This is a genomic window from Flavimobilis soli (assembly GCF_002564025.1).
GTDB lineage: Bacteria > Actinomycetota > Actinomycetes > Actinomycetales > Cellulomonadaceae > Flavimobilis > Flavimobilis soli.
Map to the genome: position 1 here is coordinate 2,090,326 of NZ_PDJH01000001.1, position 15,654 is coordinate 2,105,979.

The 15,654-nt window shown below is 69.8% G+C and carries 15 protein-coding genes, 3 tRNA genes and 1 pseudogene; 11 read left to right on the forward strand and 8 right to left on the reverse strand.

Annotated elements, in window-relative coordinates; translation table 11 throughout:
• The first annotated feature begins 46 nt into the window (after window positions 1-46).
• Window positions 47-1,150, forward strand: coding sequence for a phosphoribosylformylglycinamidine cyclo-ligase (gene purM, locus ATL41_RS09460; protein WP_098458254.1), 1,104 nt, complete (start codon window positions 47-49; stop codon window positions 1,148-1,150).
• A gap of 146 nt (window positions 1,151-1,296) precedes the next feature.
• Here the strand turns inward: purM and ATL41_RS09465 are convergent, their stop codons facing one another.
• Window positions 1,297-1,488 carry a DUF3073 domain-containing protein gene (locus ATL41_RS09465; protein ID WP_098458255.1) on the reverse strand — a complete coding sequence of 64 codons (192 nt, stop codon included), beginning with the start codon at window positions 1,486-1,488 and terminating at the stop codon, window positions 1,297-1,299.
• A 303-nt stretch (window positions 1,489-1,791) separates the two neighbouring features.
• Here ATL41_RS09465 and ATL41_RS09470 point away from each other — a divergent pair, with 303 nt between their 5' ends.
• On the forward strand, window positions 1,792-2,007 hold the full coding sequence (locus ATL41_RS09470) for a BldC family transcriptional regulator (RefSeq protein WP_098458256.1): 216 nt from the start codon (window positions 1,792-1,794) through the stop codon (window positions 2,005-2,007).
• Window positions 2,008-2,160: 153 nt separating this feature from the next.
• Here ATL41_RS09470 and ATL41_RS09475 read toward each other — a convergent pair whose 3' ends face one another.
• From ATL41_RS09475 to ATL41_RS09495, 5 genes are all read right to left on the reverse strand, one after another.
• Window positions 2,161-2,457, reverse strand: a complete 297-nt coding sequence (locus tag ATL41_RS09475) for a DUF3618 domain-containing protein (protein ID WP_098458257.1) — start codon at window positions 2,455-2,457, stop codon at window positions 2,161-2,163.
• Window positions 2,454-2,888 carry a phage holin family protein gene (locus tag ATL41_RS09480; protein WP_098458258.1) on the reverse strand — a complete coding sequence of 145 codons (435 nt, stop codon included), beginning with the start codon at window positions 2,886-2,888 and terminating at the stop codon, window positions 2,454-2,456. Before ATL41_RS09480 ends, ATL41_RS09475 begins: the two co-directional genes overlap by 4 nt.
• Window positions 2,889-3,144: 256 nt before the next feature.
• A tRNA-Phe gene (locus tag ATL41_RS09485) sits at window positions 3,145-3,217 on the reverse strand.
• Window positions 3,218-3,258: 41 nt separating this feature from the next.
• Window positions 3,259-3,332, reverse strand: a tRNA-Asp gene (locus ATL41_RS09490).
• A gap of 44 nt (window positions 3,333-3,376) precedes the next feature.
• Window positions 3,377-3,449, reverse strand: a tRNA-Glu gene (locus ATL41_RS09495).
• Between the two features lie 155 nt (window positions 3,450-3,604).
• Between ATL41_RS09495 and ATL41_RS09500 the strand changes: the two genes are divergently transcribed.
• The 4 genes from ATL41_RS09500 to ATL41_RS09515 all read left to right on the forward strand — a co-directional run bounded on the left by ATL41_RS09500 (window position 3,605) and on the right by ATL41_RS09515 (window position 7,518).
• On the forward strand, window positions 3,605-3,949 hold the full coding sequence (locus ATL41_RS09500; RefSeq protein WP_098459030.1) for a metallopeptidase family protein: 345 nt from the start codon (window positions 3,605-3,607) through the stop codon (window positions 3,947-3,949).
• Between the two features lie 71 nt (window positions 3,950-4,020).
• On the forward strand, window positions 4,021-5,004 hold the full coding sequence (galE, locus tag ATL41_RS09505; protein ID WP_098458259.1) for a UDP-glucose 4-epimerase GalE: 984 nt from the start codon (window positions 4,021-4,023) through the stop codon (window positions 5,002-5,004).
• 84 nt (window positions 5,005-5,088) lie between these two features.
• Entirely contained in the window at window positions 5,089-6,561 is a 1,473-nt protein-coding gene (locus tag ATL41_RS09510) for an MFS transporter (RefSeq protein ID WP_098458260.1), read from the forward strand.
• Window positions 6,562-6,600: 39 nt separating this feature from the next.
• On the forward strand, window positions 6,601-7,518 hold the full coding sequence (locus ATL41_RS09515) for an alpha/beta hydrolase (protein WP_098459031.1): 918 nt from the start codon (window positions 6,601-6,603) through the stop codon (window positions 7,516-7,518).
• A gap of 138 nt (window positions 7,519-7,656) precedes the next feature.
• Here ATL41_RS09515 and ATL41_RS09520 read toward each other — a convergent pair whose 3' ends face one another.
• Complete coding sequence (locus ATL41_RS09520) at window positions 7,657-8,544, reverse strand: glycerophosphodiester phosphodiesterase (RefSeq protein WP_098458261.1); 888 nt, start codon at window positions 8,542-8,544, stop codon at window positions 7,657-7,659.
• A 131-nt stretch (window positions 8,545-8,675) separates the two neighbouring features.
• On the opposite strand from ATL41_RS09520, the gene ATL41_RS09525 reads away from it, so the two are divergent.
• Together ATL41_RS09525 and ATL41_RS09530 are read left to right on the forward strand one after the other, a co-directional pair.
• Window positions 8,676-9,110: a DUF3592 domain-containing protein gene (locus tag ATL41_RS09525; protein ID WP_098458262.1), complete on the forward strand. Its 435-nt coding sequence runs from the start codon at window positions 8,676-8,678 to the stop codon at window positions 9,108-9,110.
• Window positions 9,111-9,316: 206 nt separating this feature from the next.
• Window positions 9,317-10,939, forward strand: a complete 1,623-nt coding sequence (locus ATL41_RS09530; protein ID WP_098458263.1) for a methyl-accepting chemotaxis protein — start codon at window positions 9,317-9,319, stop codon at window positions 10,937-10,939.
• Between the two features lie 22 nt (window positions 10,940-10,961).
• Here the strand turns inward: ATL41_RS09530 and ATL41_RS09535 are convergent, their stop codons facing one another.
• Window positions 10,962-12,086 (reverse strand): NAD(P)-binding domain-containing protein, encoded by a 1,125-nt coding sequence (locus ATL41_RS09535; protein WP_098458264.1) that lies wholly within the window; start codon window positions 12,084-12,086, stop codon window positions 10,962-10,964.
• A 701-nt stretch (window positions 12,087-12,787) separates the two neighbouring features.
• Here ATL41_RS09535 and ATL41_RS13055 point away from each other — a divergent pair.
• The 3 genes and pseudogenes from ATL41_RS13055 to ATL41_RS09545 form a co-directional block, all read left to right on the forward strand.
• Window positions 12,788-13,282: a hypothetical protein gene (locus tag ATL41_RS13055; protein ID WP_143556602.1), complete on the forward strand. Its 495-nt coding sequence runs from the start codon at window positions 12,788-12,790 to the stop codon at window positions 13,280-13,282.
• A gap of 206 nt (window positions 13,283-13,488) precedes the next feature.
• Window positions 13,489-14,634 carry a hypothetical protein gene (locus tag ATL41_RS09540; protein WP_098458265.1) on the forward strand — a complete coding sequence of 382 codons (1,146 nt, stop codon included), beginning with the start codon at window positions 13,489-13,491 and terminating at the stop codon, window positions 14,632-14,634.
• Window positions 14,635-14,743: 109 nt separating this feature from the next.
• Window positions 14,744-15,652, forward strand: a pseudogene (locus tag ATL41_RS09545) (ISL3 family transposase); the annotation flags it as partial.
• Window positions 15,653-15,654 lie beyond the last annotated feature (2 nt).

Below are 15,654 nucleotides of genomic sequence, written 5' to 3' on the forward strand. Positions count from 1 at the left end.
CCATCCCCGTGGTCCGCGAGCGGTCCACGACGCGAGGAGCGCACCGATGACCGAAGGAATCACGTACGCCGCGGCAGGCGTCGACACCGAGGCGGGCGACAAGGCCGTCGAGCTGATGAAGGCGGCGCTCGGGCGCACGCACGGGCCGCAGGTGCTCGGCGGGGCCGGCGGGTTCGCGGGCCTGTACGACTTCTCCGAGGTCCTCACGTACCGCAAGCCCCTGCTCGCGACGTCGACCGACGGCGTCGGCACCAAGGTCGCGATCGCGCAGGCGATGGACAAGCACGACACGATCGGCTTCGACCTCGTCGGCATGGTCGTCGACGACATCGTCGTGGTCGGTGCGAAGCCGCTGTTCATGACGGACTACATCGCGTGCGGCAAGGTCGTGCCGGAGCGCATCGCGGACATCGTGCGCGGCGTCGCGGAGGCGTGCGCCGTCGCGGGCACGGCGCTCGTCGGCGGGGAGACCGCCGAGCACCCGGGTCTCCTGGGCGAGGACGAGTACGACGTCGCGGGTGCGGCGACGGGCGTCGTCGAGGCGGACGCGCTGCTCGGCCCCGACCGCGTGGAGGCGGGTGACGTGCTCGTCGCGATGGCGTCGTCGGGCCTGCACTCGAACGGGTACTCGCTCGTGCGTGCCGTCGTGAAGCACGCGGGCTGGGAGCTCGACCGGCACGTCGACGAGCTCGGCCGCACCCTCGGCGAGGAGCTGCTCGAGCCGACGCGCGTCTATGCGTCCGACGTCCTCGCGATCGCGGGAGACCCTGCGACCCAGGTGCACGCGTTCACGCACGTCACCGGTGGCGGCCTTGCGGCGAACCTGGCGCGCGTCCTGCCCGCGGGCACGGTCGCGACGGTCGACCGCGCCTCGTGGGAGGTGCCCGCGGTGTTCCGCCTCGTCCGTGAGCTCGGCGGCGTGCCGCGCGGCGACCTGGAGAACACGCTCAACCTCGGGGTCGGCATGGTCGCCGTCGTCGGCGCGGACGGCGTCGCCGCGACGATCGCGCGCTGCAAGGCGGCCGGCATCGACGCGTGGGTGCTGGGTGAGGTTGCTCACCTCGGTCCGGACGACGACCGCGACGGGCTCGTCTCCGGGACGAAGGGCGTCCAGGCGGGAGCCGTGCGTCTCGTCGGGGACTACCGGTAGGCGTCAGGCGTCGCGGGCTGCGGCCCGCGACGCCGGTCCACCTGGCGACAGACGAACGAGAGCGCCGCACACCTGGGGTGTACGGCGCTCTCGCTTGCTCGGGTCAGCTCGACGACGGACGGCCGTGGAGCCGAGGGGGGAGCGAGTCAGTCGCGCTCGTCGTTCCAGTCCACGTACGGGTCCACGTCGTCCTCCGCCGCACTGCGGTGGTCGACGACGTCAGTCGCGCTGCGGCGGGAGAGCTCCTGCTCGAGCGCCCTGATGTCCGTAGGCGGGGTGTAGTACTTCAGCTCGCGAGCGACCTTCGTCTGCTTCGCCTTCTGACGGCCGCGGCCCATGGCTGTGACCCCCCTTACATAGAGGCAGGACTGGCTCGTGTCGGTATGCCGTTTCAGGGCTCCGGTGCACGGGCGGTCCGGCATGTTGACTCGTCTATTCGCCCCCAACGGTACATGGTCCGACGGTATTCCGACCACTTTGGCTTTCCCTGCCGATAAGGAGGGAGAGGCCCGCTGCGCGGCTATCTGGACAGATCGGATGAAGTGCGACGAACCTCACATCTTCACCCGCGCCGGTGGCAACTTGTCCCAGTTGCGGGTGGCATGATGATGCCTTATAAGAACGACGATGAAGGAGCGACCATGCCTGTCCACGGCAATGAGTCCGACGTACTGCTGACTCCGGCCGAGGTGGCGAGCCTCTTCCGTGTTGACCCCAAGACGGTCACCCGCTGGGCCAAGGCGGGCAAGATCTCCGCGATCCGCACCCTGGGTGGTCACCGCCGCTACCGCGAGGCTGAGGTTCTCTCGCTCCTCAACGAGAGCGCGACGCAGGCCGCTCTCGCCGACGGGAGCTGACGTAGCCGCCCACTCAGCGGCATCGTCGAACTTCGCGGCTGGGGGCGCCCTCCCGGTGACCCCCAGCCGTCAGTGCTCGTCAGCTCCAGCGATACCCTCACGGGGCCGTGGCGGTCCCGTCTTTCGTGTACCCGGAACCAGGAGCCGGTCGGCTCAACGCCGCCGGGCGATCACGAGCGTGACGAGAGCGGTCGCCCCGAGCGCCGCACCGATGAGGATCTTGAGGTTCCGGCTGCGCTCCCGGTCGTGCTGCGGCGCACCCTTGCCGGTGAGCAGCCCGCGCGCGTCGACCGCGGCCTGCTTGGCCGCCTGCGCCGCCTCCGCCGCGCGCACGCGCGGGTCGAGCCGGCCTGCGAGGGCGTCGACCGTCCGCGCAAGGTCCGCGCGGGCCGCGAGGACCTCGGCCTCGGCGGCGGGCAGGGAGAGCTGGGGCTCCTTCTCGGCGCTCATCGACGCAGTCCCTTCTTGATCTCCTCGACGTCCGTCTTCACGTTGTCGATCGCCTTCTCGGGGACGGGCGGCGTGCCAGCCTTGAGAGCCTTCGCGCCGACCGCGGCGAGGATGCCGACGATGATGAGCAGCACCACCCCGACGATCAGGAACGCGAGCCACGGGGCGACGACCTCGGCAAGACCGAGCGCCGCGGCGTCGAACAGCTTGCCGAGCGCGTAGAGCGAGAGGACCCCGGCGGCCACCAGCAGGCCGGCACCGATGCCGATCTTGGTGAGCTTCGCCTTGAGCTCCGCCTTCGCGAGCGCGATCTCCGCGCGGACGAGCCGGGTCGTGTGCTCGGTCAGTCTCCCGAAGAGCTCGCCGACCGACGGTTCGTCGTTCTTCGAGGCGCCGGTGCGGGCGCCGTCGCCGTGCAGCGGGTCAGTCATGAGGTACCTGCCTTCGTCCGGCCGTTCGCGGTTGCGCCGACACTCCACTCAATCGTGATTCGGAGTGCGAGACAACTGTAGGGCGGCACGGAGGAGTCCGCAGACAGGGAGGCCGAGCTGCTGGTGAGAGGGGTGTGGTAGCTCCGGGCGTGCGCCAGGGCGAGAACCGGGACGTCAGGTGCGCAGCAGGGCGCGCCGACAGACGGTCCGGGACGACGAAGCCCCGCTCCGGGGACCGGGCGGGGCTTCTGAGCTGTGGCCACTGGCAGGGTCGAACTGCCGACCTTTCGATTTTCAGTCGAACGCTCTACCAACTGAGCTAAGTGGCCGTAACCGACGACGCCCGGTCAGGTGACCGGGCGATATCGAGCGACCCCGACGGGACTTGAACCCGCGACCTCCGCCGTGACAGGGCGGCGCGCTAACCAACTGCGCTACGGGGCCTTGTGGTGAGACAAGACCTTACTGCATGTCTTACTGGTGCTGCGCACCCCCAACGGGATTCGAACCCGTGCTACCGCCGTGAAAGGGCGGCGTCCTAGGCCGCTAGACGATGGGGGCCTAGTCGGTTCCGTTGGAGACCTCGGTAAGCATATGCGTACGACGGCGTCCTGGCAAAATCGGCGTGATCCTGCGGTTGTGAGGCGCTCAGAGGGCGTGTGGAGCCCTCGCTGCCCTCGCGCTACGACGCAAGGGATGATGGACGAGTGATCGAGATGACCAGGGAGCGGTTCGAGGAGCTCGTGAGCGACGCCCTCGACGAGGTCCCGCAGGACCTGGCCGCCCAGATGGACAACGTCGTCGTCTTCGTGGAGGACGACGCGCCGCCGGACGACCCGGAGCTGCTCGGCGTCTACGACGGGATCCCGCTCACGGAGCGGGGCGCCGCGTGGGCCGCCGGCGCGATGCCCGACCGCATCACGATCTTCCGCAACCCGACGCTCGCGATCTGCGAGACGGAGGAGGACGTCGTCGAGGAGGTGCGGATCACCGTGGTCCACGAGATCGCGCACCACTTCGGCATCGACGACGACAAGCTCCACGAGCTCGGCTGGGCCTGACCAGGACTCGCCCGAGGTCTGGGCCCTCCGGTCGCTGCGGTGAGCCAGGCCGGCTCGATAGGATCGTGAGCATGACCACCCTCGTCACCGGCGGAGCCGGGTACATCGGAGCACACGTCGTCCGTCTTCTCGAGCAGCGGGGGGAGCGAGTCGTTGTCGTCGACGACCTCTCGACGGGCTCGGCCTCCCGGATCGGCGACGCCGTCCTGGTGAAGCTCGACGTCGCGTCGCCCGAGGCGGTCGGGGTGCTGACCGCCACGATGCGCGAGCACGGGGTCGACGCGGTCATCCACTTCGCCGCGCGCAAGCAGGTGGGGGAGTCGGTCGAGCGTCCGGCCTACTACTACCAGCAGAACGTCGGCGGCCTCACCAACGTCATCACCGCGATGGAGGCGGCCACGGTCGACCGCCTCGTGTTCTCCTCCTCCGCCGCGACCTACGGCAACCCGTCCTCGGCGGTCGTCGAGGAGAAGCTGCACGCGGAGCCCATCAACCCGTACGGCGAGACCAAGCTCATCGGCGAGTGGCTGGGCCGTGCGGCCGCCCGCGCGTGGGGCCTGCGCTTCGTCGCGCTGCGCTACTTCAACGTCGCCGGTGCCGGCTGGGACGACCTGGGCGACCCGGCGGTGCTCAACCTCGTGCCGATGGTCCTCGAGCGTCTGGGCCGCGGCGAGAAGCCCCTGATCTTCGGGGACGACTACCCGACGCCCGACGGCACCTGCATCCGCGACTACATCCATGTCCGTGACCTCGCCGAGGCGCACATCGCCGCGATCGACTACCTGGGCAAGGACGAGCGTCCGCACGACACGTTCAACGTCGGCACCGGCAAGGGCGCCTCGGTCCGCGAGGTGATCGACCAGATCGGCGTCGCGTCCGGCCTCGACGCGACGCCCGAGATCCGGGGGCGCCGCGCGGGCGACCCGGCGCAGCTCGTCGCCTCCCCGGACCGCATCAACGAGGTGCTCGGCTGGAAGGCCCAGCACTCGTTCGAGGAGATCGTGGCGTCCGCGTGGAGCGCCTGGCAGGCGGGGCCGCGTCGCATCGACGTCTGACCTGAGCGGGCCGGGACGGGCGGGGACACGCCCCGTTCGTCTCGGCTTCCGACCTGCGCCGTCTCATCGGTCTACCATCCGACCATGACCGCCGACGAAGCGGGGCTCAACGACGAGCCCGACCTCACCGATCGCCCGACGTCGCTCTCTCCCGCAGCTCCCGTGCGCAAGCGCACCGTGGCCGCGTGGGCCCTGTGGGACTGGGGTTCCGCGGCGTTCAACGCCGTCATCACGACCTTCGTGTTCACGCGATGGATCACGTCGAGCGACTTCGTCGCGCGCGACGTCGTCGACGCGGCCGAGGCCGAGAAGGTCGCCGGCGTGGCGAAGGGCCCCGCAAAGCTCCTGCTTGACGGCGTCCTCGCCGACCACTCCGCGTGGCTCGGCTGGGGCCTCGCGATCGCCGGCGTGCTCATCGCGGTGAGCGCGCCCGTCGTCGGCGCCCGTTCGGACGACGGCGGGCGCCGCCGCCGCTGGCTCGCGGTCAACACGTTCGTCACGGTCGCCATCAGCGCCGCGATGTTCTTCGTGACGCCCGATCCCGACAACCTCACGGGCAACCTGCTCCTGGGCATCACGCTGCTGGCGGCGGGCAACATCTTCTTCGAGCTCGCGTCGGTCAACTACAACGCGACGCTCACGCAGGTCTCGACCTCGGCGAACGTCGGACGCGTCTCAGGCATCGGCTGGGGCGCCGGCTACATCGGCGGGATCGTGCTGCTGCTCATCCTGTTCGTCGGTTTCATCAACCCGGAGGTCGGCTGGTTCGGCGTGGGGGACGACGCCGGGCTGCGGTACCGCGTCGCCGTCCTGTTCTCCGCGGTGTGGTTCGCGGTCTTCGCACTGCCCGTGCTGTTCGCCGTCCCCGAGGTGCCGCCGTCGCCGACGCGTGCGCGTCTCGGCGTCGCGGGCGCGTACCGCAAGCTGTTCAGCGACGTCGCGGCCCTGTGGCGCGAGCGCCGCGACGTCGTGCGGTTCCTCATCGCCTCGGCCGTGTACCGCGACGGGCTCGCGGGCGTCTTCACGTTCGGCGCGGTGATCGGGGCGGGGACGTTCGGCTTCTCCAGCTCCGAGATCATCGTCTTCGCGATCGCGGCGAACGTCGTCGCGGGCCTCGCTACGATCGCCGCGGGGTTCCTCGAGGACCGCCTCGGACCGAAGCGGGTGATCGTCGGGTCCCTCGTCGGCCTCGTCGTCTCGGGCGTCGCGGTGTTCTTCCTGCACGACGCCGGTCAGGGCGCGTTCTGGGTGTTCGGCCTGCTCCTGTGCCTCTTCGTCGGGCCCGCCCAGTCCGCGAGCCGCACGATGCTCGCGCGGCGCATCCCGGCGGGTCGCGAGTCCGAGATCTTCGGGCTGTACGCGACGACGGGGCGCGCCGCGAGCTTCATGGCGCCTGCCGCGTTCTCGACGTTCATCGCGATCTCGGGTGCGCAGTACTGGGGGATCCTCGGCATCATGGTCGTCCTGCTCGTGGGGCTGCTGCTTCTCGTGCCGATCCCGGACGGTGCGCGCGAGGACGACGTCGTGGGCGCGCGGCGCGACGACGTCCCGGCGTAACCTGCTGACCAGGACCGACGGACCGCACAGGGGGTGCCGATGCGCTGGGTCGCAGACGAGCTCGACGGCTTCGAGAAGGCGACGTTCGACCTCGAGGGGGACGACGACGGTCCTGTCGTCGCGACGCTCGTGCGGCGGGTGCAGCCCGAGGGGGCGCCAGCGCGCCGTCGGGCCGTGCTCTACGTGCACGGCTACAACGACTACTTCTTCCAGACGCACCTCGCCCAGCGCTGGGAGGACGAGGGGTACGACTTCTACGCGCTCGACCTGCGCCGGTGCGGGCGCTCGTGGCGGCCGTGGCAGCTGCCGCACTTCGTCGACGACCTGCGCGACTACCGGCCCGAGCTGACCGAGGCGGCGGCGTGGATCCGGCGGTCGCACGACGTGCTGGCCGTCAACGCGCACTCGACCGGTGGGCTCACAGCGAGCCTGTGGGCGCACTCGTTGCGGAGGAAGGTCGCGGTCGACGCGCTCGTGCTCAACTCGCCGTGGTTCGACCTCGCGGCGCCGTGGTTCGACCGTGAGGTCGCGACGCGGGTGCTCGACGTCGTCGGGCCGCTCGGGCCGACGTACGTGATCAACGACGGACCGTCGACGTACGCCCAGCGCCTCCACGTCGCGGGCGGGGGCGAGTGGGACTACGACGTCGCGCTCAAGAACCCCGACGGTGTACCGGTGCGTGCAGCCTGGCTGCGCGCCGTGCGACGCGGGCATCGCCGTCTCGCGCGTGGGCTCGCGGTGCGCTGCCCGGTTCTCGTCTGCACGAGCGACCGGTCAGGTCCTGACGGTGACGAGGTCCTCGACGTCGAGCAGATCGAGGCGCGGGCCAAGCAGGTCGGCGAGGACGTCACGCTCGCGAAGATCCCGGGCGGCGTGCACGACCTTGCGCTGTCGCCCGAGCCGGCGCGCGAGCAGTACCTCGCTACCGTGTTCGACTGGCTGTCCCAGAAGCTGTGAACAGGGCGGCCGCCGCCCAGACAGCGGCGGCGAGCCCGACTCGTCGGCCTGCGCGTGCTCTCATCGTGGCCCTGCGCGGACCCGGCCGGGTGGACGGACCGTGGAGGTCTCGTCGGCTCTGCGGGGTGGTTCTGCAGGTCAGGCTGCTGCGCCAGGTGGAGGCTGGGTCGCGGCGAGCGCAGCGCGGAGCTCGCGCGGGGTGTTCGTCGTGAGCTCTCCGACGCCGAGGCTCACGAGGAACTCCGCGTCCGCGACGTCGTCGACCGTCCACACCCGCAGCGTCCGGCCCTGCGCGACGAGGTCCCGCACCTCGTCAGGGTGCGCGCGGCACCAGGCGACGGACGGGCCGAAGCCGCCGACCGCGCCGTCGGCCACGAGAGCCAGGCCCCGGCCGACCGCGGCGCGCGCGGACGCGACGGCCTCGGGCGTCGCCTCGGTGCCCGGCGCAAGATCCTCGACGAGGGCAGCGTCCGAGAGCTCGTCGACGAGGAGCATGAGCGCGTCGCCCGGGACGTCGGACGCGAGGTGCTCGAGCGACGACGTCGAGAAGCTCATGAAGCAGACGGTCACGTCGGACTCGCCGAGACGCCCGCTCGCCGAGTCCCACGCGTGCGCGCGCAGCGCGGCAAGCGTCGCGTCCTCGAGGGCGTGCCCGAACGGGCTCGGGTGCTTGAGCTCGACGACGAGCACGACCGGCCGGTCCGCCTCGATCGCGAGCGCCGCGAGCTCGCCGAGCGTGAGGACCTGCGCGGCTGCGTCACCGTGCGAGGTCGGCAGGTCGGCGGTGCGCCAGGAGAACGTGTCGAGGCCGCGCAGCTCCGCGAGTGTGCGGTCGTGCAGGTCACCCGTCGCGTCGCTCGTACGGTCGAGCGTCGGGTCGTGCCACAGCACGACCTCGCCGTCCGCCGTGAGCTGGACGTCGCACTCGAGGCCGTCCGCGCCGTCGGCGAGCGCCTGCACATAGGCCGCGCGCGTGTGCTCGGCGTACGCGGTGCTCGCGCCCCGGTGCGCGATGAACGTCGTCATGCCTCGACGGTAGCGGGGGCGGTGCGCCGGTGTCGCTGGGCGCGCCCGCCACGACCGGTGGCGAGGGCGTGGTGCGCACGGCAGGATGGGGCGGCTGCCGCGAGGGCGGCGGGTCCAAGGAAGGAGCGCGGATGATCGGTGCGGCTGGGGTCTGGGTCGTGCTCGGAGTGCTCGTGTGGCTCGCTCTGCTCGTCGCTGCGATCGTCCTGCTCGCCAAGGGGGCGCGAGGTCGCCCGAAGGTCGCGCGCGTCGCGGTCGAGGGGCGCGTCGTGCAGCGGTGGCAGCTCGGCGGCAACGCCCACACGATCGAGTTCGACTACCCGCTGCCCGACGGCACGTGGAGGCGTGCGCGAGGCCGCCTGCCGATGATCTTCAAGCCGTACGCGGACGGTCAGCCGATCACCGTCTACGTCGACCCGCGGAACCCCGACGACGTCGTCGTCGACCCGGAGAAGAACGGCAACTCGCGGATGATGTTCGTCGGCGTCGTGCTGCTGTTCATCGCGGTCACGATCGGCGGGCTGGGCTTCGCCGCGCTCGCTATCGTCTCGCAGCTGCCGCGCTGAGCAGGAGCGCCGGCGCGCGCCGTCGCACCGAAGGGCCGGCGGCCGCAGGTCAGGCTGCCGGGCGCGGAGAGCGTGAGGCCTGTGAGCCCCCTCACTGATGTCGCCGTGAAAAATCGCGAGCGCTCGACCCGAGATCTCACCTACCGATCGGGAAACAGACGCCGTTCGCGACCAGGCGACCGGCCACCTACCCGATGGAGCTAGTGATGTCCGACGTGCCCGCCCAGTCCAGGAGCTTCTTCTCTCGCCTCCAGGACCTCAGCATCCGCAGCAAGGTGCTCGCGGCGGTCGTCGTCGCCGCAGCGATGGCCGTGCTGGTGGGCGTGCTCGGGCTGGTCGCTCTCGGCAGCTCCGCCCAGAACACCGAGGACCTCTACGAGGACAACATCCTCGGCATCCGCTACGTGGCCAACATGCGGTACTCGAGCGCGCAGATGCGGATCGCTGTGCGGGACGCCGCGATGGCGAGCGCCCAGGCCGCCAGGGACGAGGCCTTCGCGCAGCTCGACGCAGCAGAGGAGGTCTTCCGGAAGGCGCAGGCCAGCTACGCGGCGACGAACCTCGACACCTCGCGCAGGGCGACGCTCGAGACGCTCAGCACGAGCATCGACCAGTACCTCGAGCTCCAGCGCGGCGACCTCGCCCGGCTCGCGAACGCCGGTGACGTCGCCGGATGGGTCCAGGCCAACGAGAGCCGCGGCACGGACGTGACGAACACGGTCGTCGACAGCCTCAGCGCGCTGCTCGACGCCGAGAACGCCGAGGCGAGCGAGGCCGTCGACCGCTCGAACGCGGCGTACAAGTCCCAGAGCCTGGTGTCCATCGTGATCCTCGTCGTCGGCGGGCTCGTCGCGCTCGTCCTCGGCTGGTTCGTCGCGGGGGGCGTCGCGCGCAGCACCAAGGCGGTGCAGAACGTCGTCGAGGGGCTCGCCGAGGGCGATCTCACCCGCGAGGCCGGACTGCAGTCGCGCGACGAGCTCGGTCGTATGGGTGCTGCGCTCGACGACGCGCTGAGCAGCCTGCGCTCGGTCATGGAGTCGGTCGTCCGGTCGTCCGACTCGGTGGCCGCCGCGTCGGAGCAGCTCTCGGCGAGCTCGCACCAGATCGCCGCCGGCGCCGAGGAGACCTCCGCGCAGGCCGCCGTCGTCTCGGACGCCGCCGTCCAGGTCTCGGGCAACGTCCAGACTGTTGCCGCGGGCGCCGAGCAGATGGGTGCCTCGATCCGTGAGATCGCCCAGAACGCCTCCGAGGCTGCGGGCGTCGCGAGCCGCGCGACGAGCCAGGCCGCGAACGCGACGGACACCGTCTCGCGCCTGGGTGCGTCGAGCCAGGAGATCGGAGCGGTCGTCAAGTCGATCACCTCGATCGCCGAGCAGACGAACCTCCTCGCGCTCAACGCGACGATCGAGGCTGCGCGTGCGGGCGAGGCCGGCAAGGGCTTCGCGGTCGTCGCGAGCGAGGTCAAGGACCTCGCCCAGGAGACGGCCCGCGCGACCGAGGACATCGCCCGCAAGGTCGAGGCCATCCAGGCCGACACCGACAACGCCGTCCACGCCATCACCGAGATCTCCGACGTCATCGCCAAGATCAACGACTACCAGCTCACGATCGCCTCGGCCGTCGAGGAGCAGACCGCCACCACCAACGAGATGAGCCGTAACGTCGCCGACGCCGCTTCGAGCGCCGGTGAGATCGCCTCGAACATCACCGGGGTGTCGGGCGCCGCGGACTCGACCACGCAGGCGCTGGCGCAGACGACCTCTGCGGTCAACGAGCTCGCGAAGATGGCGTCCGACCTGCGGGCCTCAGTCTCGACCTTCCGCTACTGACGCGCCCGAGCGGCCCCGGTGCTCAGCGTGCTGGCACCGGGGCCGCTGCCGTGAGCGGCGCGTCTTCCAGGCTGCGGGCCGCGGCGAGGGCAGCGCGCCGTCCGGCGCGTGTCGCGCCGAGGGTCGACGCCGATGCCCCGTAGCCGACGAGGAGCACGCGCGGGTCGCGGTCGACGACGGTCCCGTCGGTCCTGATGCCGCCGCCCGGCTCGCGCAGCCGGAGCGGGGCGAGGTGGTCGAGCGCCGGCCGGAAGCCGGTCGCCCACAGGATGACGTCCGCGTGCACGCTCTCCTCCGGGCCGCCGTCGCGTCCCGGGAAGACGACGCCGTCCGGCACGACCCGCGTGAACATCCCGCGCGAGACGAGCAGCCCCGAGTCGATCGCGCGCTGGTACTCGGGCGTGAGCGGCAGTCCCGTCGCGGCGACGACGCTGAGCGTCGGCAGACCGGCGAGCGTCCGCGCCTGCACGCGCTTCTCGACGTCGATGCCCCACTCCGTGTCGAACGGTCGGTCGACCCACTCGGGCTCGCGCCGGGTCGCCCACGTCGTCGAGCGTGCGACGCCGTCGAGCTGCAGCAGGAACTGCGTCGCGGACGCACCCGCGCCCACGACGACGACGTCGAGGTTGCGCATGTCCTCGACCGTCCAGAAGTCGCGCGTGTGGAGCTGCCGGCCGCGGAACGTCTCGCGGCCGCGGACGTACGGCCAGTACGGGCGGTCCCACGTGCCGGTCGCGGTGACGACTCGGCGCGCCCGCCACACGCCCGCGTCCGACGTGACGGTGAGCGGGCCGTCGGGCCCGGCGTCGGACGTCACCGCCGTCACACGTGCCGGGCGCACGACCGGCAGGTCGAAGCGGCGCTCGTACTCGCCGTAGTACCGCTCGACGACCTGCGACGACGGCTCGTCCGGGTCGGGCGTGCCGAGCGGGAGGCCGGGCAGGTCGTGGATGCCGTGCGCGCCGCCGAAGGTGAGCGACGGCCAGCGGTGCCGCCACGCGCCCCCAGGGCCTTCGTTCGCGTCGAGCACGACGTGCTCCACACCGAGCCGTCGCAGGTGGTGCGACGCGGAGAGCCCAGCCTGACCGGCGCCGACCACGACGACGTCGACGTCGACCGTGCCGCGGTCCTGGCCGTCGGACGTCATGCGAGCCTCCTGGGAGTGTCTGTCTGCCTGGGGAACACCCTGGCGGCGAAGGCCATTCCGCACAGTGATGGAGGCCACCACTTGCGGTGCCCGTCCCCTTGCGATCTTTGCGGCCTGTCGGGCAGGGAGAGCGCACTCCGAGCGCTCCACGAGACGGCTCGCTCCTCCGGTAAATACGTTCGGGCACGGCTCTACACAGCGGACCGCCGCGTCCTATATGCTCTCCGCGTCACACGAGGTCGTGTGCTTACAAAAGTCAGGGGATGATGTGAATAATCGCTTGCGTCACAAGGCTGTCCGTCGGATCGCCGCGTCGGTTTCCATTGCGTTGGCTGCAACCTTCGCTGCTGCCGGGGGGGGCGAGCGCCGCCACAGAACCAGACGGCCCGGCGATCCTCGGAAGTGAGACTGGCGGAGATGTGCCTGCTGTGCCCTCGAGTCCAGTCCTCGGGGCAGCGGAGGAGCGCTACGTCGCCGAGGCTCTTCAGCATTATCTGCAGAAGGTTGGCCGCTCGTCTAAGGGGGGACGATTGGCTATTGCAGAGAGTGGGGCGCTCGGCGTAGATGCCTCCACGACGCGCCTTGGCGCTAAGTCTGCCCAAGCCGGCCTAGTCGCCGCGGCTGCCGCGACTGGGAATCAGATTAGCATCGCACAGGTTCCGCAGTCGAAGAGCTACTATTGCGGGCCTGCTGTGGGCTTCATGATTCTGAAGACACCTAAGTTCAAGGGGGCGAAGAGCGTAGCTGACGGCAAGGCTCTGTCGCAGTCGAACCTAGCGGGCAGCGGATACATGATGACCGATAGTCGCGGCGCCACAACCTGGGCGAGCAAGAGCTTTGTGGCGGCTCTGAACAAGTGGACCGGCGCGAACCCGAAGACCTGGTATCAGGTGAATGCGCCCACTGTGACCCGAGTAGCTTCGATCGCAACATTCAACATCGATCTCGGCTATGCCTTTGCCGTCGATACTGTCGAGTTTCAAGGCGGCACCCACTACAACGGGCATCCGAACCGCACCCTTGGGCACTGGTTGGCGGGATACCGTTACAGTGCATCGGGCGATACCCTGTACTTCGCCGATCCTGCGGCGAATGCGCCGAGTCTCACCGGCTTCGGGGCCACGAAGCCCACGTTCAGCCATGCCACGAGCACCTTCACCAGTCGCTATCTTCAGTCGAACGGAATAGTGGGTTGAGTCCTCGTCGTCGGCCCATCCTGATCGGTGCCCTTCTTGTGTGTGCGGGAGTCGGCGCTGTAGGGGTCTGGCAAGCAGCTGGTGGCGACGCCCCGCCTCGTACAGCCGCGACGTCTTCGGGATCCGCCTCGCCAACCTACGCTCCGAGCCCTAGTGGGTCTGGGTCGCTCCCCGGATACGACGACGGTGCGGGTACGGATGGCCCCTTGGACCTCGACATTCAGTTCGAGGGCCGGCTCATCAGTGCTCCCGACAAGTTGCTCAAGTTCGCCGCGGTGCAGGACGCCCTAGCGAAAGGAGTCATTGAAGAGGTGAAGGCACCGGACATGCGCGAGCAGGGGCTTATTCCGAGGGTATTGCTCGATGACGGATCTTTTGTTGTGGAGTCGATCGAGGACCAGGCTGAGCCGACTAGTCTGACGCAGACGCGTACCGGCGTGCTTGCTGGCGGGAGGGTCACGCTGTGGCCGACCGTGCATGTGAATGGCGTTGATCGCCGGGTTCCGCGCCAAGGCGAGGCTGCAGATGCATTCGGTGGAGTGGTCGCATGGGTCGAGACTCCGTCGACTGACCTGGCTACTGACAGTTGGTCCGTGTTCTCGCACCGCCTCGATGGGCAGGGAGCCAGTGTGCCGATAGCCAGTTCCGAAGACCTTCTTCCGGACGAGTTGCTGCCCATCAAGGGGCCGTACATTCAGCCAAGCGTCGGTTCTTCGAGGGTATTTTGGGGGTCGCCCTACCCTCTTGGCTCAGCGGTACTTACTCTGGATGATCTCGGTGTTGGCATCTTTGGCAAGGACCTCGACGGTCGTGGCAGCCTTGACAGGCTTGCGGACGGAGGGATCTTGCCGACCGCTGTCGGTGAGGACGTCGTCTATGTGCGTGTGAGCGGGTACGACCCTGCCTTGCCTGAAGGGCGTTTTGTGATCGCCCGGAGAGACGGAGAGGCAAAGACCCCCGAGGAGGAGCTTGTCTCGGGAGTCCTGGCGGAGTCGACCCAGTTCGAGGGAATGGTCGCGACGGAGTCGCACCTCGTGTGGGCGCTCAGAGGGGGATCGTCTGAGACGGCGACATCCCGGATCAATATCTTAGATCTCAGGAGCGGCGTGCTCTCTGCGGTGGATGTCGAGTCCGCATACGGGGTGACCCGACTCGGTATTGATGGCGACTCTCTTGTCTTCGCGACCGATGCCGAGCGTGGGATTGTCCGGCTCTCTGACATGAACGTATATCGCTTGCCGGACGGTGAAGGCCTTGCGCACTCGTTGATGGTGGCTGGCTCATACGTGTCATGGGAGGAAGCTGGCGATGGTCCCTTTGGCGTTCTGAAGCTCGCTCGCATCACTGATTGACGGCTCATCGCAGTTGAGGGTGTAGCAGGCGGCGCGTCGGTGCCTGCGTAGAGGTCGAGGTCTCCCGAGGACGGAAGTTCTCACACTGCCCATCCAGGAAGACCTCGACGTGTTTGACGCTACCTTCGCGCGCGCTGACCTGACCACGTTCTGCCGTCTCGATGAGTTCGGCCTGCAGGTCGTCGGGCAGCATCTCGAGCCGGACCGGGCGGTGCTCGCCTGCCGGGTCATCGACGTCGATGAGGCGGACCGGTGGTGCCGGCGCTGCGGCTGCGAAGGCCTGGCGCGAGACACCGTCACGCGCCGGTTGGCGCACGAGCCGCTGGGCTGGCGCCCGACGACGCCTCTGGTGACCGTCCGCCGCTACCAGTGCACCGGCTGCGGCTACGTGTTGCGCCAAGACACCAGCCGCGCTGCCGAGCCGCGGGCGAAGCTGTCCCGCAGTGCGCTGAGGTGGGCTCTGGTCGGTCTGGTCGCCCAGCACCTGACCGTCGCTCGGATCGCCGAAAGCCTCGGGGTCTCGTGGAACACGGCCAATACCGCCGTGCTCGCCGAGGGCCGGCGGGTCCTCATCGAGGACCCGGACCGTTTCGAGGGCGTCAAGGTGATCGGCGTCGACGAGCATGTTTGGCGCCACACCCGCCGCGGCGACAAGTACGTCACGGTCATCATCGACCTGACCCCGATCCGCGACCGCACCGGTCCTCCACGGCTGCTCGACATGGTCCAGGGGCGCTCCAAGCAGGCGTTCAAGACGTGGCTCGCCGAGCGTCCCAAGGCTTGGCGGGACGGCCTGGAGGTCGTAGCGATGGACGGGTCTTCCGGCTTCAAGACCGCCACCACCGAGGAGCTGCCCGACGCAGTCGCAGTGATGGACCCCTTCCACGTCGGGCGCCTGGCCGGTGACACGTTGGACCGGTGCCGGCGGCGCGTCCAGCAGGACCTTCACGGTCACCGCGGGCGCAAGGACGACCCTCTCTACCGGGCTCGACGGACCCAGTGCACCGGAGCCGACCTGCG

Coding starts and splice junctions, on each gene's coding strand:
- ATL41_RS09535 (WP_098458264.1), bottom strand. CDS start 12,086: ATGACGTCCGACGGCCAGGACCGCGGCACGGTCGACGTCGACGTCGTC.
- ATL41_RS09515 (WP_098459031.1), top strand. CDS start 6,601: ATGCGCTGGGTCGCAGACGAGCTCGACGGCTTCGAGAAGGCGACGTTC.
- galE (WP_098458259.1), top strand. CDS start 4,021: ATGACCACCCTCGTCACCGGCGGAGCCGGGTACATCGGAGCACACGTC.
- ATL41_RS09510 (WP_098458260.1), top strand. CDS start 5,089: ATGACCGCCGACGAAGCGGGGCTCAACGACGAGCCCGACCTCACCGAT.
- ATL41_RS09475 (WP_098458257.1), bottom strand. CDS start 2,457: ATGAGCGCCGAGAAGGAGCCCCAGCTCTCCCTGCCCGCCGCCGAGGCC.
- ATL41_RS09520 (WP_098458261.1), bottom strand. CDS start 8,544: ATGACGACGTTCATCGCGCACCGGGGCGCGAGCACCGCGTACGCCGAG.
- ATL41_RS09470 (WP_098458256.1), top strand. CDS start 1,792: ATGCCTGTCCACGGCAATGAGTCCGACGTACTGCTGACTCCGGCCGAG.
- ATL41_RS09480 (WP_098458258.1), bottom strand. CDS start 2,888: ATGACTGACCCGCTGCACGGCGACGGCGCCCGCACCGGCGCCTCGAAG.
- ATL41_RS09530 (WP_098458263.1), top strand. CDS start 9,317: ATGTCCGACGTGCCCGCCCAGTCCAGGAGCTTCTTCTCTCGCCTCCAG.
- ATL41_RS09465 (WP_098458255.1), bottom strand. CDS start 1,488: ATGGGCCGCGGCCGTCAGAAGGCGAAGCAGACGAAGGTCGCTCGCGAG.
- ATL41_RS09525 (WP_098458262.1), top strand. CDS start 8,676: ATGATCGGTGCGGCTGGGGTCTGGGTCGTGCTCGGAGTGCTCGTGTGG.
- ATL41_RS13055 (WP_143556602.1), top strand. CDS start 12,788: ATGATTCTGAAGACACCTAAGTTCAAGGGGGCGAAGAGCGTAGCTGAC.
- purM (WP_098458254.1), top strand. CDS start 47: ATGACCGAAGGAATCACGTACGCCGCGGCAGGCGTCGACACCGAGGCG.
- ATL41_RS09500 (WP_098459030.1), top strand. CDS start 3,605: ATGACCAGGGAGCGGTTCGAGGAGCTCGTGAGCGACGCCCTCGACGAG.